This is a genomic window from Vibrio lentus (assembly GCF_002875945.1).
GTDB classification, from domain to species: domain Bacteria; phylum Pseudomonadota; class Gammaproteobacteria; order Enterobacterales; family Vibrionaceae; genus Vibrio; species Vibrio apostichopi.
In genome coordinates, this window is sequence record NZ_MCZK01000111.1 from 1 (window position 1) to 21431 (window position 21431).

A 21431-nucleotide genomic window follows, 5' to 3' on the forward strand; every position below is an offset into this window, starting at 1 on the left:
AATTACGCAACAAAGCCTGAACTATCTGTAACTATCTTCCCTTCCCAGCAATGTGTCAGTAATTCTTCGCGTCTTACAACCTCGCCCTTCGATTCTATTAACCTTTTTGCAAGTAGAATTTCTTGCCTAGACACATAAGTCTTTATTTTTTTATTAACATTATAAATCTCATTCTTTTTCAAATTAAAATTAACATCCAATTCCATTCTATGAAATAACTCCCAATTGATTAATACGATTTATAATTTTAACTATATTATGTATTACCACCTAAAGATGAGAAAGGCCAGTAAATATAAAATGACTATAGATATAATTGTAAGTATATAAACAAAGTAACGAGCTACTTTTCTGGTCTTATAGTTCAACGAATACGTCATATCTTTCGGTACTTTGAGTTACAATAATTTGTGGATAATAATATACACAATGAACACGGAAAATGTTCAATCTATCCGATAATTAACTTATTAATAATATTAATTATTGAATTTGTCATTAAATATATTCCGACTTGGCATATCGAGATAGGGAGAACCAGCCATGGTACACTAATATATTGATAGAAATCACATTATTATGTAATCAATCATGTGCTTTCATGGGTTATTTTTAAATAACTATATGGTTTGTTAATTTTTATATTTTTTTACATTGGGAGAGTTAACCGAATTCTAATAATTGTTTAGTGCTTTACAACTTATTAAGCTTTAATCATATTAAATTTAACTTATTGGATGTTATTTGCTAAAGCTGTATTCCACCAGATTAAATATTTACCTTTCCAATTCCTGAATATCGATTGTGTGAATTTTTCTGGATACAAAAAAACCATGCCTAACAACAAGTTGGACATGGTTTAATTTACTTCTAAATCTGCTGCTAATTTAAGTCATTTTTAATAGGAACCTTATGACAAGTCAAAGCGCTAAATTTAACGTTAAACCAGTCGAGCCATATGATAAGCCGCTACATATTCGCCGTTTCTAAAGGCAAATCCTGCTGACTCCCCTTCAATCACGAAGCCAAATTTCTTATACAGGCTGATCGCTCTTTCGTTATCGGTATAGACCGTTAATTCCAGTCGTTTGATGTTAATCCAGTTATCACACAAGTCGATTGCGGTCGCGAGTAGCTGACTACCGACACCTTTGCCTAATACATCGTCTTTAACACCCATACCGAATGAAGCAACATGACGCCTTCTCGGATTTACACACACTTCCATTCCCAAATTGCCAACGATTTCATCGTCGATTAACGCTACATAAGAATACACGTTATCAGGGATATTAGAGATTCGTTTCTGCCAGCTTTCCAGTGATGGATTTGGGAGTTGCAGCGTACCAGTATAAGCATTAGTGCATTCGTAGACTTCTTTTATTCCCTTCGCATCTGACGGTTCAGACCGTCTCACTATAATACTCATCGCAACTCCTACTATTATTCTTCGCTAAATGTGATGCACATCCTCAATGTGCACCTAGACACACTATCAAATAGTAAATATTTAACAATAGGTTAGATGAAATTGTTTTTATTGAGGCTGATGTGAGGAATGTATGTGGATGATCTGAAGAAGTAAATTTAAGGAATCAAGGTTAGTTAAACTGAAGGTAATTCGATACGGGCACCTCGGGTGTGCCCACACCGACAAATCTATGGCGTTAGTTAGCTTTGGTTCATCATGATCTAACTAATTCTGTTCTGATTAGTCACGCTCGCATTGAACTTGGAGCACTTTAAGATCGGTAGCATTTAGCTTCTCGGCTAACGCTGCGCCTTCTTCATTACATTGTTCAAGAGTCGTGAATTGAGTATTAATTTCCATTTCAGCCGTGCTGTCAACGCCACCCATCATTAGGCTTAGAAGTAGTGTTAGTTCGTACATTAATTAATCCTCTTTCGAGCTTTCAAAGCATCCATTCGAATTAGATAAAGTGACCAGAATAAGTACTAGCTCACTTGTTTCGTTTGAGATAATTCTAGCCATTCAGTCGAATCGAGTCTTACCATTTTGTGCCACTAACTAAGAAAGCAGCATAGCCATGATTTAAAGGTATAAAAAAGACCAGAGCATCATCTTCTGGTCTTTTTATGAATCAAACGTCAATCAGAGTTCTGTTTCCGAATCACTTTTTTCTAAACTGATGGCGTTCAAAACAGCGAATGCTGACGCTAAGAACAGACCTAGTATCCAAACAAAATACCACATGAAAAACTCCTTAATACAGTGTATGGCCGTTGCGTTCGACATACTCACTATCGAGTCGTCCAAGCATGGTGCGATAACTAAAAGCGGTGTAACACAGGATGATTGGCACCATCACAAACGCTACGCCTGTCATTATGTTCAAGGTCAGTTCGCTCGATGTTGAATCCCACAACGTTAAGCTATGGCTTGGATTAACACTCGACGGAATAATGAATGGGAACATCGAAAAGCCAGCCGTTAACACAATGCACGCATTAGTAAAGCTTGAACTGATAAAAGCCAGCGCATCCCACTTTAATCTAACACTCAACAGCGCCAACAACGGAATGAGCACACTGCCAATCGGCGCAAACCACATCCAAGGGTAAGTCTCGAAGTTTGTTAACCAAGCACCGGTTTCTGCTATCGCTTGTTTGTTTAACGGATTTGAGACAGCGCTATGGTTCAATTCACTGACAATCAGATAACCATCAATTTGACTTATCGATAAACCGCCAATGACCATAAGGCTAGCTACAAGTATCGCACTCGCCTGCGCAACCAATCTTGCCTTGTTGTATAGCGCATCTGTCGTTTTCATCATCAGCCAAGCACCGCCTTGCAACAACGCCATCAATAACCCAACGAAGCCACACAGCAGAGCAAACGGATTAAGCAAATCAACAAACAATCCGTGGTATTCAACCATAAGTAAGCTATTGAGCGAGAAAGGAAGCCCTTGCATCAAGTTGCCAAACGCGACACCAAATAAAATCGGCGGAAAGAAGCCCGAGAATGAAATCGCCAAGTCACACACTTTGCGCCATTGGTCGTTATCAATTTTGGCTCGGTACTCAAGCGCAAGAGGACGCAGCCACAATGAGATAAGCGCTAAGTACATCGCCACATATAAGCTTGAAAACGATGTCGCATACACTAAAGGCCAAGCCGCAAACAAAGCGCCACCTGCGGTAATTAACCACACTTGGTTGCCGTCCCAATGGGGTGCGATGGAGTTAATCATCACTCGTCTTTCAGAGTTGGTTTTACCGATAAACGGTAATAACGCTCCTACTCCCATATCGAAGCCATCAGTGATCATAAAACCAATCAGCAACACACCGATTAGCACCCACCAAATTAAACGTAATGTGTCATATTCGAACATGAGTCAGTCACCTTATTGTTGAACTTGTTGTGCCAATTTGGCTTCAAGTGATGTTGTTGTTTGTTCATAGTGATAGCGCCCTGTTTTCAAACTGCTCGGGCCTTTTTTGACGACGGTAATCATCAAGTAACTTTCAACAATGATGAAGACGGTATAGAGGCTAATAATTAGCGCGAGAGACGTAAGCAAGTTCTCAACGGTTTGCGAAGATGCCGCGACCGCAACAGGGAGAACTTCACCAACCGCCCATGGCTGACGACCATACTCAGCAACAAACCAACCAGCTTCGATTGCCACCCAAGGTAATGGAATCGACCAAAGCGCCGCCTTCAATAGCCAAGGCTTTTGAGTGATGTTTTTACGGTAGGTTTGTAAGAAAGCCGCACCAAAGACAAACAACATAATGAAGCCACAACCCACCATGATTCTGAATGACCAGAACAAAGGCCACACAGTTGGGATTGAATCATCGGCTGCTTGTTGGATTTGCTGTTCGGTAGCGTCAGTCACGGTGTCTGTGTATCGCTTAAGCAATAAACCATAGCCGAGGTCATGCTTGGTTTGATCGAAAGCTTGTTCTGTCTCATTCGAAGTGTCACCCGCACGCAAACGCTCTAGCAATTCATAAGCAATAATGCCGTTTCGAATACGCACGAGATGTTGCTCTCGCAAGTCATGAAGACCGGTCACTTGTTCATCCAATGAACGCGTTGCAATAATCCCCATCACATAAGGAATTTTCACAGCGAAGTCGGTTTTCCCTTCCTCTTGGTTTGGTAATCCGAACAAGGTAAACGCCGCAGGAGCAGGCTCGGTGTGCCATTCCGCTTCTATTGCAGCAAGTTTTACTTTTTGAACGTCACCCAGTTCATAGCCGGACTCATCGCCCAATACGATTACTGAGATAATTGAAGCGATTCCAAAGGATGCCGCCACGGCGAAAGAGCGTTTGGCAAAGGCAACATCTCGACCTTTCAGCAAGTAGTATGAACTCACGCCAAGGATAAACATCGCACCGCAGGTATAAGCTGAGGCGACTGTGTGCAAGAACTTAACCTGCGCAACTGGGTTGAGCACCACTTCGGCGAAGCTGGTCATTTCCATACGCATGGTTTGGTAATTGAACTCTGACCCAATCGGGTTTTGCATCCAACCGTTAGCAACCAGAATCCATAATGCAGAGAAGCTAGAGCCCAACGCCACCAGCCAAGTCACGACAAGGTGTTGGCGTTTGGAAAGCCTTTCCCAGCCGAAGAAGAAGAGGCCAACAAAGGTGGATTCAAGGAAGAATGCGACAAGGGCTTCAATAGCAAGGGGAGCACCAAAGATGTCGCCGACATAGTGAGAATAATAAGACCAGTTGGTGCCGAACTGGAACTCCATGGTTAAACCCGTCGTGACACCCAAGGCGAAGTTAATACCAAACAGTTTGCCCCAAAAGCGAGTCATATCCTGATAGATTTGTTTACCGGTGAGCACATAGATTGACTCCATGATCGCCAGTAAGCAAGACATACCGATAGTTAACGGGACGAAGAGAAAGTGGAACATAGCGGTTAGCGCAAACTGTAAACGCGACAATTCAACTACATCAAACATTTAAGCTCCAAACATCATAATGATGGCTTTCATATTAAGAATTGGAGCGTATTTCAGCACAGTTCGAACAAACCAAACTAGAACAGATTGATGGTTAAAAAACAGAACAGATTGTTTATCCAGTCAGTAGAGACTAGCGTTGAAGTATGAAGCAGCCGGTAACTCAGCTAACGACTTAGGCTTGTGATTCCATAGTTCTGATTAGGTTGCCGAGCGTTTGAATTGCCTCTGCGATTTTGTCGTCGCAAGCATACGAGCAATTAAGTCGAATGTGATGGGAGAATTTTTTGTCACTACTGAATATGATCCCTGGCGCGACAGAGATGTTGTGTTCAAGAGCTCGCTCATAAAGCTTCTCAACACAAACAGAGTGAGGCAATTCTATCCAAAGGAAGTAACCGCCTTGGCTTTTATGAATCAGAGCACTCTTAGGCAAACTGGATTCTAGAAGTGCTATATGCGCCTTCTTCCTTTCATTCAGCAGTTTACGAAGCTTTTTAAGGTGATTGTCATAGCTATAAAACGTCAGGTAGTGAGACAAGCCAAGTTGAATAGGAATACTGCTGGAAAGTGTCGATAAGTGCTGCAACCGCTGAATCTTTAGCGCTTGTTTACGTGCCACTACCCAACCAATTCGAAAGCCCGGTGACAGGGACTTGGAAAACGAACCACAAAGCATGATCTGCTCGCCAGTATCATAGGCTTTGGCGGGCAATGATGTTTGATTACCAACGTGAAGCTCACGGTACACATCATCTTCAATCATCGGGATCTTATGTTGATTCACCAACTCAGCCAGTCGTTGCTTGTTGTTGTCACTCATCGAATAACCGACTGGGTTTTGTGATTCGGTCATGAACCAACACGCTTTGATGTCCATCGACGCGAACACCGACTCCAACACATCAAGATCGATTCCGGTTTCTGGGTCTGTTGGTATTTCCACTGCCGTAAGGTTTAGCCGTTCTATGGTCTGCAACACGCCATAGAACGCAGGATACTCGATAGCGACCAAGTCACCCGGCTCTGTGCAAGATTGTAAACAGAGATTAAGCGCTTCCATCGCTCCAGAAGTAATCACAATATCGTCAGGCAGTACATTTAACCCATGCATTTGGTAACGCTGGGCTATTTGTCTACGGAGTGTTTCGCTGCCCGGAGGTAAATTGGTGAGCATGCTGTTATCCGACATTTGGCGGCTGGCATTGGCTAAACTGCGCGACAATGCTTGATGCGGAAACAAAGCAGGGTCTGGGAATGCCGAGCTGAGTGGAATGATGCTAGGGTCTTTGGCTCGTTGAAGTACATCGTAAAGCAGGTCACTGATTTTAACGGGATACGGTTTGATGACTTTTTGTTGCGCGTGTTCTGAGGTGAATACATTTCTACGCGGCAACACGAAATAGCCAGACTTAGGCTTTGAGCGCACATAGCCTTGATCTTCAAGCTGTTGATACGCCTGCAGCACAGTCTCGATACTGAGTTTGTAACGCTTACATGCGTCTCGAATTGATGGGATTTTCTCACCACTCAGCCAAATGTTTTGTTCTATCTGATTCTTGATTGTATTGGCGAGTATCTGAGATTTTTTCATCAAAAAGTCTTTTCTATCTAATGTGTAAAAGATTACTAAACCGTGAATATTCGAAGTACTCGGACATTCAGGTATAACAAAGCCCTACCCTAAACCCAATTACCTTCACGGTCGACTTGTTTATCTCTCCCATAAGAAAAGACACCACACTCGTCAATCAAGTGTGGTGCCTTAATTATATAGCTAGTTAGTTACTTAGTTACTTAGTTACTTAGTTACTTAGTTACTTAGTTTAACTAGCTGACTAGTTAGCTGGACGCCAAACGCCCCATTTGTCGTTTTCGTAGGTCGCCTTAGGGTTTTCACCACCCTGAACCCACCATTGTGCTTTCCACGACTGGTTCGAGTAAGTCACTACTTCACCGCCAAGGTAAGTCGCTGATGAACCCCAAGTGCCTGGGTCTGGGTCAGGTGTTGGATCAGGATCCGGCGTTGGATCTGGGTCTGGTGTTACGCCACCGTCATCAGCAATCACTTCGAACGTGAAGGTTTCAACACTTTCGCTTTCAATAGAGCTAGCAATGAATGACAAAGTTTCGTTCGCCGTAATCGCAGTCGTATCGACAACAATTGAAGCCGTGCCGTTGTTTTGAATGCTAACTGCAGAACCTTGAGTTTGTGTTAGGTTTGCTGCTTCGCTCGTTGCAATCACAACTTTATCGCCAGCATTAACAACATTGTCACTCTTCACTAATTCGTAGATGTCGCCTTTTAACGGCTCAACACCGCCGTCACCACCTTCAATCAGCGTTAGCTGACCTGAAGCGCGGCTATCTTTTGAGTTAAAGAAGTTACGTGAAGGATCGTTTTGGAAATACATGTAGTGCTGCATTTCAGCATGCCAGTCACCAATGAAGATCGCACCGTCTTTAAACTCTTCGTGCCAGCCGTTGATTTCTGAAGCCAACAAGCGAGCCCAATCGTTAACGTTTGTTCCATCAATAACAATGTCGAAGCTACGTGCTACTTCACCGTATTTGTTGATGATGTCGTACTTAACTGTGTCACCAACTTCTGGCGTACCAAACTGGTCAGAAACAAACAGGTCGCCACGTACTAGATCAGGCTGTGGTGTAGGATCTGGCGGAGGTGTTGTACCACCCGCGATAGTAATGTCGGAACAGTTGTAGAAGCCTTCGCCCGCAGCATCGTCACGCTGCCAACGTACATATAGGATTGCATCACCAGAGCGGTCAGATGGAATGGTCACGTTGATACGGTATTTGCCACCGCTTACAGGAACATTGCCCACTTCTTGGATAAGATCTAAGTCACCCCACGCTAGGCCTTTGCTCAGGTCTGCGTTTGGTTTCGTTAGGTAGAACTCCCAGAATGAAGGGTTGTGTGGCGCAGTCGCGTTGAATACATATTCAAATGTACCAGTGCTTAACTCGGTGCGAGTCCAACCAGTATGAGGCGCACCCATACCGCGCTTTTGCGAATCGTTGGCATAACATAGCGTGCCATCAGGAATCGCCGCTTTCACAGCGTTGATGTTGTTGAAATCCTGAATATTTTTTGCGTATTCGTTACGTTGAACAAACGGGTACGAGCCAGAAATATCTTTCGCTTGAGCACATGCTGCATTCGGTGGTGTACCCGACCAAATCCCGCCTTGCTCGTAACACGTGTTCTGACGTGCACTTGGAAATTCAGACCAACCATGAGCATTTGCCACTGACGGCACACTCGATAGCATAGCCATACCTACTGCTACTTTTAATATATTATTATTTATTGTTGTCACTTTCCCACTCTCTATTATTTTACCCTGAGCACAACGTCAATTGGTCACTTACCAATCAAGATTGCAGTTCGAGGGTTTATAGTTTTTGTTTGAAGAACAAGGAAAAATATATACGTCAATTTTATCAATAACAGAGGGTTTTATATTGATAGGAATCAGCATCACACAACTCAAACAAATGCATTGTAGATAGATGATGTTGCTTCGAATTATTGGATCTCAGTATTCCATCTTGATTGAGGAAACAATATTCAAAGTGAATAAAAAAACGGCTTAATGATTAAGCCGCTTTGGGGTTTGTATATCGAATAGAAACTAGAGCCTAATCGATTAGTGGAATATTAATCTAACTTTTTCCACTGCTGTTCAACCCAATTAGGGTCAATTGCAATTCCTGGCAGATAATCTTCGTTGTTACATTCTGCCGCCCATGGGCCGTAACACTGATAGACTCCTTCACCTTCAAATAGAACGATGTCTCCATCCACATAGCTACCAAAACCTTCTGGGTAAACATAATCATGTTCAGGCGGTGGTGTGCCGGCTTCAACCAAATGGAAGTTCAACGTCTGTTGCCCTACCAACTTGCCTTCGCTGTTTTTCACACTCACGACTAACATGTGGTGGCCAGCTTCTGATTTGGATAAAGGCAGTGCTACCGATTCTGACGAATCATCTTCTACTTCACCACTCCAGTGCGCCAATGACTCTCGACTATGGTTGTACACCGTCAGCTCAGCTTTAGCATCACCTTCAGCCACCAGTGTTAGGTCTAGAACTGTTGCTTCTTCACCAATTACGTATTCAGGCTCTAACCCTTCAACCGTGAGTGAGGTGTCTGGTTCCGGTACTTCGACATCGTAGCCTATTTCTACGCTCTGAATACCACTGTCTGTATTAACGTATATCGGGTTTACGCCATAAATTGGAGCAAAGCCGTTTTCGCTCAACACGCCCGACTTAATGTTCTTACGTTCTTCATTTACTTTGGTCGCTAATGCTTTTGACCAGTTCTTTGATTGGCCAGCTTCGCTGTCTGTAATCTCAATACGAGTACTTAGTGCTGCGTTCTCGCCAGAACCATCAAATACACGAGTATAAACCGCATCACCTTCTCTTAGGTTGGCGGTCGGTATTATCTGACCTGCTTTGTCCCAATCCGGTAGTTGCGAATCATCACCATCAAATACCACATCAATCGCATTGTAGAATGCCTTGTCTGTGTCACCGACATCCCAAACAGCCAAAATGACATGGTAACCTTCTCGCACAGGTACATCACAGGTATGAGTAGCCGTGTCTTGTGTCATCTCTCCGTGACCATCAACCTCACAGAAAGGTGTTAGGTCAAAGGCTGCTCGTTCCAATGGTTCATTCTGATCCCATCCTTCTTTCGTGATGTAATACTTGAAACCAGCCGCTATGTGGTTAGCCCTAAATGTCCATTCAAATTCTTGAGAGCCCGCTTCTATTGGGCGTTTCTGCCAGCGCTCTGAAGTTTGTTCATCTAGATTTCTTGCGATTGATATTTCAGCACTGGCAATATAGCCGTCAGCAGGTCCACCTTCTGGGAAGCCATCGAAGCCTTCCACACTTTGCGGCTCATACTGTATGTTGCCACAATCCATGTTTTTCGCCTGACCTTCAGAATCTTCTAAGTGGCACAAAGCAACACGACTGATGATGTTGCCTTCATCATTTAATGACACAAAGCCATGCGCCATAGCCCCACCACAGACGGTAAACAAAGCGAACGCTAAAGCCGTTTTCTCTATTCTAATTCTCATAACATTTCCATTTAAAGACTTCATATTTCCAATTAAAAGCCCACATGATCTTTTCCTGTCGACCTATCCAACGTTCTAAGTTGATCAAATATGCGATTCGTCATTAATGCTTACTCAGCACAAGCATTAATAAAGTAAATGCATATCAGTCAATTTGAGCATGGTTGAACAATGAGTGAATATTTAGTCAATAAGACTGATTGAGAATCAACAAAGCTCATACGACGTGGAAAGTGAATTATATATCTGAAAAATATGAGGTTTACCCAAGAAACCAAAGGAAGCTATGGCTAGATATTTAGTAATTCGTGGGGTACGTAAGAGATGTACTTTGGTGAAGCAGGGGTAAATTGAAAGTAGTTAGAAGACATAAGGGACAGTAAATATAGATGCGTCTCGTCAAAATAACGATTTTGACGAGACGAATTAGAGTTAAAGGATTTAATAGCGGCTATGCATTCCCATGCGATGTGACATGTCGTCGTCCATACGACCGCCCTTCCAGCCGCTTCCACCCAAGAGGTTGAGCACATCACGCGCGGTGTAACTCTCGCCGCCGAAGAAGTCGTTAGACACATCATTACGTAACAGTTGGATAGTGGGAACCAATTCAACATCAAGATCTTGTGGATCAGCAAACAAAGCCAATGCGATTTGTTGCTGGCGTTTACTTAGTTCATGAGCACTCGTTTCAACTTGTCCGATAGAGAAAAAATCGCGGCTTCCGTAACTCTTTACCATCTTTGCAGACAAGAGCTTAATTACTTTTTTGATTCTTCGTCGTTGGATATATCTAAACATATTTGATCCCTTTAATAGCTCGTCTTTAACCCAATAATCCGCTTAACCAAATGACCCTTACAGCAAATGCTCTTTCTAGCCAAACGTTCTCTCTAACCAAACAACAGATAAGTTTGATTATCGACTGAGATACTTTTGACTTCAGTGTTGAACACGGACTCTAGCAGCTCAGGGGTGAGCACTTGTTCTGCACTACCTGATGCTTGAAGCACGCCTTTGTCGAGCAGTAACACTTGGTCGGCATGTCTTAGAGTGCGGTTAAGATCGTGGTTTGCCATGATCACGGCAATGCCTTTCTCTGCCACTCGTTCGATGAGCTTGTAGAGTAAGGCTTCTTGGGCGATATCCAACGGTGCCGCAGGTTCATCGAGAATCAGCAGCTTCGCGTATGGGTTAAGCGTCGGCCAAATTTGCAGGCACATGCCAGCCAAACGAACGCGTTGCCATTCACCACCAGACAGTGTCTGAATTGAACGATGAAGTTTGTCTGTGATGGCCAACATCTGGCTTATTTCGTCCAAAGCTGCGTTGATTTCAGTATCAAGGCCGTGTGATGAACTTGGTAATGAGAGCGCGAGATATTGGAACACTTCTAAGTTGAAGGCAGGCCTTGCGCTTTGACACAGATAAGCACGGTGTAATGATAAGTCTTGTAACGACAACACAGATAAGTCTTGTCCATCGAGCTTGATATCGCCTTTATAGCCATCGCCAATGCCAGATATCGCTTCGAGTAAGGTACTTTTACCACTGCCATTCGGACCGATAACGTGAGTCACCTGCCCTTGCTTGAGCTCAAATGATAGCGGTAATAAACGTGCGCCAACGCTCAGGCTCTTAATTTGAATCATGATTTTTAATTAACATCCAAATGAAGATAGGCGCACCGATACTGGTGGTCATCACACCCAAAGGTAATTCTGCAGAATCGAGTAATGTACGCGCGCAAATATCAGCAAATACCAACAATGCAGCGCCTGCAACGGCAGATAAAGGAAGAAGGTATCGGTTGTCGGTACCAATCGCTAAACGGAGCAAGTGCGGCACAACCAAGCCAACAAAGCTGATCACGCCGCCCAATGCCACAGCGCAGCCCACTAAAATAGACACAGCGAAGATCAAACGCCAACGTAGCTTAGGTACATTCACGCCCAGTTGCGCAGCATGAGTCTCGCCAATCATCAGTTTGTCCAGCTTACTGCCTTGCAAACACAACCAAATAATCACGGGGATCATCACTAACGTGAGCGAGTGTTGGTACCAAGTTACACCACCCAAGCTGCCCATTAGCCAATACATCAATAAGCGTAGGCTGAGGTCATCACTAAAGTAAAAAGCCCATGTCACCATAGCACCGGAAAGAATGCCTAACGCGACACCCACCAGCAACAATTTGGCCGTGGTCAGTCGCATCGTTTTGACCATGCTCACCAAAATCACGGTAAAACAGAGTGACCCTAATACGGCAGCGACCATAAAGAGTTCAGGCGTTGGAGCAAACGGTAAGAAGAACAACACGATCACCATGGCTAAGCTCGCTCCACCGGAAATACCGAGCACACCTGGCTCTGCTAATACATTGCCTAATAAGACTTGTAAGCTTGCGCCAGATACAGCCAAACCAGCCCCGATAGCAATAGCAGCCAATAGTCGAGGTAAGCGTAAATCAATCAGTAGTTTTTGTTCTAACGTGGACAAGGTGCCCAGAGGGGAAATGAAGAGATCACCAACCATTAGATAAATTGCACTCAGCGCGACAAGCAGTGCTGCCATCAGATAAATGGCTCGCGTCCATTTGCGCTGTTTTTGGTGAAGAAGTTGTTGGAAATCCATATCAAGCTACTTTGAAAATGTTCGCGTAACCTTACCTGTATACCCAAATAAACTCAAGGCTCACACCGTAATGTGAACCTTGATATTTCAACCAGTTGAGCAGTTGTTTTAGTCGCTTAAACCCGACTCGGTATTAATCGTACACAAGCTGACCGTGGTCGAATCGCGTTTCAACTTCACACACCATTAAGGCAGCTCGTTGGCCGATAGCCACGTTTCGATTTGGGAATACCACGGCTTCGTTTTCATTCTTCGCCATTAATGGTTTATCACCATCATGACCGAATACTTCACCGTGCTTGAACGCGGTAAAGTTCTCTACAGAATCAGAGAACATGAAATCGAAGTCATCATGCAAGCGAACAATAGTGCGACTCACACGATACATGATGGTTCGCTTAGGTAGATGCTCAGGCTCAGCTTCAGCAATCAAGTTACGCATCGCTAAATCAAAAGCAGTGAGCTTATCAAGTTGGTTTTCACCAATTCTCGCTACCTGACCCAATTCCATTGTTAATGCTTGCGCTTCAAAGTTTTCAGCGCTGTACCAACTAAAGGTGCTGGTTGGTGCATTCGACAGCAACACAGCTTCAACGTGGGCACTGTTGATGAAATCAAAAAGCTCCTTGTTGCGCACTTCGTGGCGAACCTTAGGGCTCACAGCGAACGAGTAATGCTTAGATAAACGGATTGCGCAGTGCAAATCTAGATGCCAACGAGTGGCAGGTTCCGTTTCTTTGTAAAACTCAGTAACCAAGAACTTTAAGTTCTTCGCGATATCCACTTCTCGATTGCTTTCGTGCTGCTTTTCATCAAACAGACGATTCATATTCACATCGAGAAAACGCGTATGCGCATTGGTCGCTTCTGGGTGAGCGATAATAAACAAGCATCGAGCATTTACTACTTGAAAGCCTGTTTCAATATCCTCAACTAATTTATCTACTAGCTCCATCGGTGAAGTTTCGTCACCATGAACACCTGTTGAGAAGATGATGTTCTTAGTTTCAGAATTATAATCCGCGGGAATTACTTCCAATACACCACGTTGATGAAGCTTAATTTCAACACCGTTACTCAGTACGGTCTGTCCTGCAAACACTTCTTGCTCAAGATCTAGGCTGTCAAAAAGAAATGATTGGCGAAAGAGGGTCTTCGTCATGCGCTACTCCTTAATTGCACGGCCGTATGTTAATAAATTGTACATAGAAATTGTGTCGCTAGGATCGCACTTATCAACAGAAACTCCGTTATCAATCACAAATACTACCCATATATTTTTATATTACCTGCTGGCTTTACTAACCGACATCTGTTCCAAATAACTTTATCTAATTAAAGTAACTTTGGGTCGTCTCAGCTTTTCTAAAGTCATGTCAGCAAGAATAAGAGCCACGTAAGCTAACACAGCTCTGACTTGCTATGAACAGATTGAGATCAATTAATCTTCCTGATTGAGCAATCTTTCGAATTCATCGATTTGAACTTTGACCATGTCGATACTTTGTTGCCAAAAATCTGCTTGAGTCAGGTCCATTCCGAGATGTTTTTGCACCACTTCTTCCGCCATCATGCTGCCGGTATCACGAAGCAATGAGACATAATCACCGTAGAATTGTTCGCCCTTAGCATCACGCTGAGCATAAACACCTTTACTGAACAGGTAACCGAACAGGTATGGATAGTTATAGAAGCTCACTTGAGAGATGCTGAAGTGCAATTTACTCGCCCAGAAATAAGGGTCGGCTTCTGTCATTGCATCGCCGTACCAATCTTTCCAAGTGGTTTCCATCAAGTCGCACAATTGTTTAGCTGTCAGTTCGCCTTTCTCACGCTGCTCGTAAAACGCCTTTTCAAACTCAAAACGTACTGGAATGTTCACCATCAAAGCGAGTGAAGAAGAAAGCTCTTCCCACAGCATTTCAAGTTTCTCATTGCGTGTTTGTGCTTGTTTTAACAAGTGGTCACGAACGATGTTTTCAGCAAAAATAGAAGCCGTTTCTGCCAGCGTCATTGGGTAGCGTGTTTGACACAACGGCATGTCTTTCATTACCCAGTTGTGGAACGCGTGGCCAAGCTCGTGTGCCAATGTCATTAAGTCAGAGCGGCTACCGCTCCACGTCATGAATACAAGCGGTGTACGTGTCGCAGCAAACTTGGTGCAGTAAGCGCCTAAACGTTTGTTGGCAGCTGGTGCAGCATCAACCCAACCGTTCTCAACCATTAATGCGACAAATTCAGCCATCTCTGGGTTTACTTCGGCGAAGGCAGTTTTGATCACTTCGATCGCTTCATCAAATGGGTAGACTTTAGATTCATTGTCACCCAGTGGTGGCATCGCGGCTAAATGGTTCCAAGGCTTCATTTCGTCTAAGCCGTGAACTCTTGCCATCAACAGACCCGCTTTTTGGCCTACTTCGCGATTGGCTTTCGCTACCGACATCATAGTGTCTAGGGTTTCTGGAACGATTCGGCTTCCATGTAGGCTTGGATCTAAGAAATGTACGTCGCTTATTTTCGAGCGCTTTTTGTTTTCAGTCAGTCGCCATCCAGCCAATGCATTTAGGATAGAAGCAAACGACTCTTGATGCGTTTTCATAGCCCCTTGAACCGCGCGCCATGCAGGTTCTTGTTTGTCGAATTCACTGCCATACAACAAACTCGCTGCTTGTGAAAAGCCTAGAGCTTCGTCTTCACCGTCCAGCTTCAGCGACAGTTTCAAAGAACCCGTGAGGTTGTCGTATAAACGTCCCCATCCATCACGGCCATCAACCTTCATCGCGGCTAATAACTGCTCTTCAGCAACACTCAATCGGCTGCTCGATAGTTTGCGTGAGCTTTCAATAGCAAAGCGCTGTCCTGCTACATCGGCACTATCATGTTCTAATACGGCATTCACAAATTCAGGTTCTGCGTGAATTAACGTGTCTTCATAAGGGCTGAATGCTTGAGATATTTCAGAGTTCAGTTTCGCAACTCGACCAAGCAGTGCTTTGGCTTCTGTATGGGTCGCGTCGACCGATGCGTGACAATTCGCGAAGGTATTGATAGTGCTGAGTAACGTGCCAGCAGCTTCTGAGGTTTGGATTGCGTTTTGCATTGCCAGAATGATGTGACGCTTTTCAACATGCAGGTACAGCAGTTCAATACACTGTTGAATGAGTTCGATGTCTTGTTCGATTTTTGCATCATCAAGATCGCGATAAGCAATGCTTAAATCCCAACTTGGAGTTGTCATGACTAAATTCCTTTCACGTAGGTAGTAATACCAATCTGGTATAGCGACTGTTAACGCCGCTTTATACTTCTAATTACTTTTAATACTTCTAATATTTTTAGTAGATTGTTAATTCTTAAACTGTTTTTTGAACACTCAGATAACCGGTAGCCCTATCGCTTTAACGCTGATAAAGCTCTGCGCAAACTGAGTGACTTGAATATGGGTTATCGACGCATTCTCAATCGATAACTTCGAGTACAAGCTCGGATTTTCCCAATCAATATCAAGGCAATGCGCCAATAACATTCGAATTACGCCACCATGAGTAACCAGCAGTAGATTGTCACTTGGATCATTCAAAAGTTGCGACCAAGCTTGAGTTACTCTGTCATGGAAGCTCTGTAAACTTTCCGCACCAGTCAGTTGATGGTTTGCGGGATCTTGCCAGAAAGTGTCGAGCATCGCCCACTTGTCTTCAAGTTCATCAAATGCGACCCCGTCCACTTCACCAAAGTTCATTTCTTGGAAATCAGGAGCTACTGACAAAGGCACCGACATGCGCTCTGCATACAGCTTTGCCAGGTCACTGCATCGTCTTAATGGTGACGTAATAACACCATCGAAAGCGACATCATGCTGAGCCAACGCATCACAAATCTGTTGTTGAAGGTTTGGGTTAACCAACACATCAGATAAACCATTCAGTGCAGCTTTTCCTTCAACCTGACCATGTCGAAGTAGATAGATATTTTTGGTTGTTCCATTGACCATGTGTGCGACCTAGCCTTGAGTATCAAGCGAGTGATTAGATGGTTTTAAGTGCAGTGGCAATCCGGCAGCTATCAACGTAACTCGTTCGACAACGCGAGCCAATGCTTGGTTCATTCGCCCTGCATTGTCTACAAACAAGCGCGATACTTTACCCAGCGGAACCACGCCAAGCCCGACTTCGTTAGACACCATGATAATGTTTGCAGGGCTTTGCTCTACGCTTTTGACCAAGGCCTCAACCACAGCTTCCACTTGTGCGTTGGTTGCATCATCACCCAGTTCAAAGATGATGTTGTTCAACCACAGGGTTAGGCAATCAATCAGCACCACATCATCTTGGTTAAACGACTGCAGTTTCGTGGCTAATTCGACAGGTTCTTCATGTTCAATCCATTGCTCACCGCGACGGTCTTTATGATGGGCGATACGCTCACGCATTTCGTCGTCTAGATAAGTGGCGGTCGCAATGTAATGCAAACGTCCATTTGAACATGCTTCAAGCGCACATAATGCTTGTTGTTCTGCATAACTCGACTTGCCCGAGCGAGCGCCGCCTAAAACAAGATGGCGATAACTCTGATACGCTTGATTATTGGTTGTCATGTGTTGTCCCTGAAGTCCTGAATGCGTTACATAAGGCCATTATAAAAAGCAGCAACGAAAGCAACGTAAATCAATAGTTCCATCAACTGTTGAGCCGCACCCAAGCAGTCGCCAGTAAAGCCGCCAATTCTAGCCATTAACCACTTTTTAAAACCTGTTCTGAACAGATAGGCGACGACAGATAAAATCAAAGCGAACTCAAGACCAAACCACAGGCTAGGCAGAACACCAACAAGCAATAAAAAGACAAGCTCGCCCTTGGTTTGTTTATTGGCTAAAGGCTTACTTTTACTGGTGTCCAGATCGCTGACATAAGGCATGTCGTAGATAAGGGAAGCCGCAATCGCCCGGCTAAAGGTATAACTCGTGACGATAACCATAAACAGTCCGGTCATGCTTATGAGTTCATTCAATAACACCCACTTGCCCAGCAAAGCCATGATCAATGCAGACGCGCCATAAGTACCGATACGGCTATCTTTCATGATGGTTAAGCGGCGTTCCAATGTCATGCCGCCACCGATGCCATCCGCCATATCGGTTAAGCCGTCCTCATGGAAGGCACCAGTAAGCATCAAGCTAAAACTCATCATCAAAAAGATCGCAATCGTACTCGGTAATACCGCATCGAGGAGTAAGAACAGACCGCCACACAAGACGCCAAGCAACAAACCGACCATTGAAAAATAACGACCCGAACGGTTCATTCGCTCCGATGAATAGGGTGTATTCTTCGGCATTGGCAAACGAGAAAAGAAGCCCATCGCTAACGAAAACAGTTCCCATTGGTATGTGCAGCGATCTTTCAATGATCTTTCTGGTGCATCACTCATTAAACAGTGACTCCAGCACTCTCGAAACTCGCCATGTTGTTGTAGAACTCAGCTGCCGCACGAATAATTGGCATAGCTAGAGCTGCGCCAGTGCCCTCACCTAACCTCAGACCAAGATCAAGCAGAGGTTCAGCGTCTAGCAGTTCTAATAGAATTTTGTGCCCCGACTCTTCAGACCGATGAGCGAAGATCATGTAATCACGACAATTTGGTTCAATTAAGGTTGCGACATACGCAGCGACTGACACAATAAAACCATCGACCAATACTGGGGTTTTGTTTTGATAAGCGCCAAGGAAAGCACCGACCATTTGAACGATTTCATAACCGCCGACTTGGCTTAACACCTCTTCAGTGTCTTTAAGATCCAAGCCTTTGCAGCGAGCAACACCCTGCTCAACCACTGCAACTTTTCGTGCAAGCTGTTCATTGTTAATACCAGTACCTAAACCAACACACTCCTCTGCAGTTCGGTTTGCTAGCGCACTTAAAATCGCTGAAGCGCTGCTGGTGTTGCCTATGCCCATTTCACCAAACATGATGATATTCGTGCCATTCGAAATGGTTCTAGATACAAGCTCTGTGCCCAGTTCAATCCCACGTTCAACCGTTTCTAAACTCATAGCCGCTTCGTTGGCAAAGTTATTGGTTCGTGTACCTAAGCGCTGAGAGATCAGCATTGGGCTATCAGATTCAACTGGTAACAAAATCCCAGTATCCACCACCGTAATATCGATGTTGTTCACCGCACAAAAGCAATTAATCGCTGCGCCGCCGCTTAAGAAATTCAACACCATCTGTTGTGTAACGGCACTTGGAGCAATACTCACGCCTTCGTCAGCAATACCATGATCGCCAGCAAATATGATGATACTTGGCTTGTTCAATTCGATGTGTTCAACCGCAGCTTCTTTGCCTTGGCTCTGAATCAATGCCAGTTGATGGGCAACTTTTTCTAGTAGGCCAAGCGCACCGAGTGGCTTGGTTTTTTGGTCAATGCGATGTTGGATGGACTGTGAGTATTTTGTATCTAACATAAAATTAGTAGCACTTAAATTGAGGAAACGAGTTTGAGAGCGCTTATTCTTCTTGAGCTAAATAGGTAAAACTATTTAGGGCGAGCGACAGAGAACACATTGGACAGCGTGGCGTATTCGCCTCCGCCTAATCGAGATAAAGGATCAAGTGCTAACGCGTCGATCTTAAGACGCTCACTGTCTTTGTCGATGATATCTTCCGAGATGTACACGGTTTCGACCTGAGCAAATATCAAGCTTTGCGGAACCTCGCCGACTTCTTTTATTTCATACAATGTGCAACCGAAAGCTACCGAGCACTCTTTAACTCTTGGTAAAGAAAATCCCTCAAATTCAACGAGCTCGATATTATTCAGCGTCACTTCAGATTCACCATGATCCAATGTCGCAGCGGTCGCCGTCATCACCTCAGCAGAACTTGCCGATGCAATATGAATGACCAACTTACCCGTTTCAAGGGCGTTGCGAGTAGTGTCTTTGATTTCACCTGAAGGCTTTTTCCCAACCGATAACATCAGTAACGGCGGGTTGCTGGAAACAGGCGTGAAATAAGAGAAAGGCGCTACTAGGTTGTACTCTTGGTCAGAAGATTCCGTCAATGCCCACGCGATCGGGCGAGGAACAACGGTTTGTGTCATCAGGTGATAAATTTGAGTGGGAGCAAGAGTATCAAGCTTGAGGTTCATAGCACGTCCTTGGTCTATGTGAATTACGACTCAGTTTACGTGTTAAGCAAAGCCGTATCTATGCCTAAGTAACAGAAACCGTAGAGAGTGTTCTTAATTTAAACAGATCTCGCTGATTTTTTCTCAAATTGACAATCAAATTGACGAACTCGAAAACACCTACAATACTAGCAATAGATTTATCAATAACTTACATTTTGGCATCGTTTATGCTTTATATAAAATAACTTATTAAACCCTCTCCGTTGATAAGTTAAGTAAGTAACTTGTCGGTCTCTCTCCACCGAGAAGTTAGCAACAAAGCAAGTTCAGTAAGACGGTAACAAAAAGTGACTCCCCTCACTTAGTAACAAACAGTAGATTAGTGAAAAACAAAGATTTAGGAGGTGAAATGTTCGCAAACCAAAGCAAAAGGAAACCAATTAAATCGAGTAAAAAAGCAAGTAAGAAAGTGAAGAAAATCCCACTATCCTTCACATGATTATGACAAGCCCGTTGCCCAGCGGGCTTTGTTATATCTGGCACTACATTAATATTGAACATTAGATTTTAGACCACCAGCCCCGTCTTAACTTATTGTTAGACTTCCATCCAATCAACCTATCAACCTATCAACCTATCAACCTATCAACCACGCAACTGACCACTCGTTGTTCAAAAGTTTTATTCGCTTAAAATTCAAACACTGTTTATATTAAACAAGCACTTGCAAAGGGTTAAGGATAGCTATGAGTATTTCAGGAGACAAAGCATCGGTCATTGTTGCAGGAGCAACGGGCCTGATAGGTTCACACGTTTTGGATTTACTCATAGACGAACCCGCGGTCGAGCATATCTATGCTTTGTCCCGAAGAGCATTAGATTCTCAGTTTAACTCCAGCAACCTCCACACGCTCATTCACAGTGACCTTCAAGTAACAAGCTGGGACGATACCAAAGCGACGCCCAACTTAGGCGTTATCTGCCTAGGTACGACCAAGAAAAAAGCCGGTTCTAAAGAAGCATTGCGTAAAGTCGACGTTGAATTAGTCAGCCAGGTGGCACAGTCGATGAAGTTTATTGGAGTAGAAAGACTTGCTGTGGTTTCAAGCTATGGCGCATCACCCAGATCTTATTCTCATTACCTAAAATGCAAAGGACAAATGGAACAGAACTTGATGCGAATTGGCTTCAAGCAGCTGTTTATTGCTCGTCCTGGTCCTCTTGTTGGCGAAAGAGCCCAACCACGAGCCGATGAAAAACTCCTACAAAGTCTCTTCCCTCTGCTGTCACCATTTATGATTGGGAAATATAAAAACCTGCGCCCGATTCAGTCAAAAGACGTGGCACAAGCCATGTTGTTCCGATTATTCGAAAATAATTTCCAAAATATAGAAATTTACTCGTCAAGTGACATGCTCAATTTATTGGCAAAATATCGCTAAAAAGCTCATCTATTCACCAAAATGTTGGATATCCATTCATCCCATTGAGTGGATATTACTAATTGTTCTAATCAATTACTTTTCTTTATTTTACGTTTTGTAACAGAACGTTATCTTAGCTAACAGTACTTAAG

Annotated in this window: 19 protein-coding genes; 1 reads left to right on the plus strand and 18 read right to left on the minus strand. The window is 43.8% G+C overall.

Annotated features, from left to right (window positions below):
• Positions 1–940: 940 nt before the first annotated feature.
• From BCT49_RS10775 to BCT49_RS10860, 18 genes are all read right to left on the minus strand, one after another.
• Entirely contained in the window at positions 941–1429 is a 489-nt protein-coding gene (locus BCT49_RS10775) for a GNAT family N-acetyltransferase (RefSeq protein ID WP_102435203.1), read from the minus strand.
• Positions 1430–1711: 282 nt separating this feature from the next.
• A complete protein-coding gene (locus BCT49_RS10780; RefSeq protein ID WP_102435204.1) occupies positions 1712–1891 on the minus strand; it encodes a hypothetical protein in 180 nt (59 codons plus the stop codon).
• A 222-nt stretch (positions 1892–2113) separates the two neighbouring features.
• Complete coding sequence (gene cydX, locus BCT49_RS10785) at positions 2114–2215, minus strand: cytochrome bd-I oxidase subunit CydX (RefSeq protein WP_102435205.1); 102 nt, start codon at positions 2213–2215, stop codon at positions 2114–2116.
• A gap of 10 nt (positions 2216–2225) precedes the next feature.
• Positions 2226–3362 (minus strand): cytochrome d ubiquinol oxidase subunit II, encoded by a 1137-nt coding sequence (gene cydB, locus BCT49_RS10790; RefSeq protein WP_102435206.1) that lies wholly within the window; start codon positions 3360–3362, stop codon positions 2226–2228.
• 12 nt (positions 3363–3374) lie between these two features.
• Positions 3375–4961, minus strand: a complete 1587-nt coding sequence (locus BCT49_RS10795; RefSeq protein WP_102435207.1) for a cytochrome ubiquinol oxidase subunit I — start codon at positions 4959–4961, stop codon at positions 3375–3377.
• 175 nt (positions 4962–5136) lie between these two features.
• The gene (locus tag BCT49_RS10800) at positions 5137–6555 is read right to left on the minus strand and encodes a PLP-dependent aminotransferase family protein (protein ID WP_198595845.1); all 1419 of its coding nucleotides are present in this window, start codon (positions 6553–6555) and stop codon (positions 5137–5139) included.
• A 244-nt stretch (positions 6556–6799) separates the two neighbouring features.
• Positions 6800–8254, minus strand: a complete 1455-nt coding sequence (locus tag BCT49_RS10805) for a lytic polysaccharide monooxygenase (protein ID WP_102435209.1) — start codon at positions 8252–8254, stop codon at positions 6800–6802.
• Between the two features lie 389 nt (positions 8255–8643).
• The gene (gene gbpA, locus BCT49_RS10810) at positions 8644–10089 is read right to left on the minus strand and encodes an N-acetylglucosamine-binding protein GbpA (protein WP_102435210.1); all 1446 of its coding nucleotides are present in this window, start codon (positions 10087–10089) and stop codon (positions 8644–8646) included.
• A gap of 441 nt (positions 10090–10530) precedes the next feature.
• Complete coding sequence (locus tag BCT49_RS10815; protein WP_102435211.1) at positions 10531–10890, minus strand: DUF6559 family protein; 360 nt, start codon at positions 10888–10890, stop codon at positions 10531–10533.
• Positions 10891–10982: 92 nt separating this feature from the next.
• Complete coding sequence (btuD, locus tag BCT49_RS10820) at positions 10983–11741, minus strand: vitamin B12 ABC transporter ATP-binding protein BtuD (protein WP_102435212.1); 759 nt, start codon at positions 11739–11741, stop codon at positions 10983–10985.
• Entirely contained in the window at positions 11728–12723 is a 996-nt protein-coding gene (btuC, locus tag BCT49_RS10825) for a vitamin B12 ABC transporter permease BtuC (RefSeq protein ID WP_102435213.1), read from the minus strand. The genes btuD and btuC overlap by 14 nt, the downstream gene beginning before the upstream one ends.
• Before the next feature lie 133 nt (positions 12724–12856).
• Complete coding sequence (locus BCT49_RS10830; RefSeq protein ID WP_102307313.1) at positions 12857–13885, minus strand: succinylglutamate desuccinylase; 1029 nt, start codon at positions 13883–13885, stop codon at positions 12857–12859.
• A gap of 279 nt (positions 13886–14164) precedes the next feature.
• Complete coding sequence (locus BCT49_RS10835) at positions 14165–15961, minus strand: M3 family oligoendopeptidase (RefSeq protein WP_102435214.1); 1797 nt, start codon at positions 15959–15961, stop codon at positions 14165–14167.
• A gap of 135 nt (positions 15962–16096) precedes the next feature.
• Positions 16097–16714, minus strand: a complete 618-nt coding sequence (gene cobC, locus BCT49_RS10840) for an alpha-ribazole phosphatase family protein (protein WP_102435215.1) — start codon at positions 16712–16714, stop codon at positions 16097–16099.
• Between the two features lie 9 nt (positions 16715–16723).
• Positions 16724–17317: a bifunctional adenosylcobinamide kinase/adenosylcobinamide-phosphate guanylyltransferase gene (cobU, locus tag BCT49_RS10845; protein ID WP_102435216.1), complete on the minus strand. Its 594-nt coding sequence runs from the start codon at positions 17315–17317 to the stop codon at positions 16724–16726.
• Between the two features lie 26 nt (positions 17318–17343).
• The gene (locus BCT49_RS10850) at positions 17344–18150 is read right to left on the minus strand and encodes an adenosylcobinamide-GDP ribazoletransferase (RefSeq protein ID WP_102435217.1); all 807 of its coding nucleotides are present in this window, start codon (positions 18148–18150) and stop codon (positions 17344–17346) included.
• On the minus strand, positions 18150–19187 hold the full coding sequence (gene cobT, locus BCT49_RS10855; protein ID WP_102435218.1) for a nicotinate-nucleotide--dimethylbenzimidazole phosphoribosyltransferase: 1038 nt from the start codon (positions 19185–19187) through the stop codon (positions 18150–18152). Before cobT ends, BCT49_RS10850 begins: the two co-directional genes overlap by 1 nt.
• A 71-nt stretch (positions 19188–19258) precedes the next feature.
• Positions 19259–19873, minus strand: coding sequence for a flavin reductase family protein (locus BCT49_RS10860; protein WP_102435219.1), 615 nt, complete (start codon positions 19871–19873; stop codon positions 19259–19261).
• Between the two features lie 728 nt (positions 19874–20601).
• On the opposite strand from BCT49_RS10860, the gene BCT49_RS10865 reads away from it, so the two are divergent.
• A complete protein-coding gene (locus BCT49_RS10865; RefSeq protein WP_102435220.1) occupies positions 20602–21297 on the plus strand; it encodes an NAD-dependent epimerase/dehydratase family protein in 696 nt (231 codons plus the stop codon).
• The last annotated feature ends 134 nt before the right edge of the window (positions 21298–21431 follow it).

Coding starts and splice junctions, on each gene's coding strand:
- BCT49_RS10775 (WP_102435203.1), bottom strand. CDS start 1,429: ATGAGTATTATAGTGAGACGGTCTGAACCGTCAGATGCGAAGGGAATA.
- BCT49_RS10780 (WP_102435204.1), bottom strand. CDS start 1,891: ATGTACGAACTAACACTACTTCTAAGCCTAATGATGGGTGGCGTTGAC.
- cydX (WP_102435205.1), bottom strand. CDS start 2,215: ATGTGGTATTTTGTTTGGATACTAGGTCTGTTCTTAGCGTCAGCATTC.
- cydB (WP_102435206.1), bottom strand. CDS start 3,362: ATGTTCGAATATGACACATTACGTTTAATTTGGTGGGTGCTAATCGGT.
- BCT49_RS10795 (WP_102435207.1), bottom strand. CDS start 4,961: ATGTTTGATGTAGTTGAATTGTCGCGTTTACAGTTTGCGCTAACCGCT.
- BCT49_RS10800 (WP_198595845.1), bottom strand. CDS start 6,555: ATGAAAAAATCTCAGATACTCGCCAATACAATCAAGAATCAGATAGAA.
- BCT49_RS10805 (WP_102435209.1), bottom strand. CDS start 8,254: ATGCTATCGAGTGTGCCGTCAGTGGCAAATGCTCATGGTTGGTCTGAA.
- gbpA (WP_102435210.1), bottom strand. CDS start 10,089: ATGAGAATTAGAATAGAGAAAACGGCTTTAGCGTTCGCTTTGTTTACC.
- BCT49_RS10815 (WP_102435211.1), bottom strand. CDS start 10,890: ATGTTTAGATATATCCAACGACGAAGAATCAAAAAAGTAATTAAGCTC.
- btuD (WP_102435212.1), bottom strand. CDS start 11,741: ATGATTCAAATTAAGAGCCTGAGCGTTGGCGCACGTTTATTACCGCTA.
- btuC (WP_102435213.1), bottom strand. CDS start 12,723: ATGGATTTCCAACAACTTCTTCACCAAAAACAGCGCAAATGGACGCGA.
- BCT49_RS10830 (WP_102307313.1), bottom strand. CDS start 13,885: ATGACGAAGACCCTCTTTCGCCAATCATTTCTTTTTGACAGCCTAGAT.
- BCT49_RS10835 (WP_102435214.1), bottom strand. CDS start 15,961: ATGACAACTCCAAGTTGGGATTTAAGCATTGCTTATCGCGATCTTGAT.
- cobC (WP_102435215.1), bottom strand. CDS start 16,714: ATGGTCAATGGAACAACCAAAAATATCTATCTACTTCGACATGGTCAG.
- cobU (WP_102435216.1), bottom strand. CDS start 17,317: ATGACAACCAATAATCAAGCGTATCAGAGTTATCGCCATCTTGTTTTA.
- BCT49_RS10850 (WP_102435217.1), bottom strand. CDS start 18,150: ATGAGTGATGCACCAGAAAGATCATTGAAAGATCGCTGCACATACCAA.
- cobT (WP_102435218.1), bottom strand. CDS start 19,187: ATGTTAGATACAAAATACTCACAGTCCATCCAACATCGCATTGACCAA.
- BCT49_RS10860 (WP_102435219.1), bottom strand. CDS start 19,873: ATGAACCTCAAGCTTGATACTCTTGCTCCCACTCAAATTTATCACCTG.
- BCT49_RS10865 (WP_102435220.1), top strand. CDS start 20,602: ATGAGTATTTCAGGAGACAAAGCATCGGTCATTGTTGCAGGAGCAACG.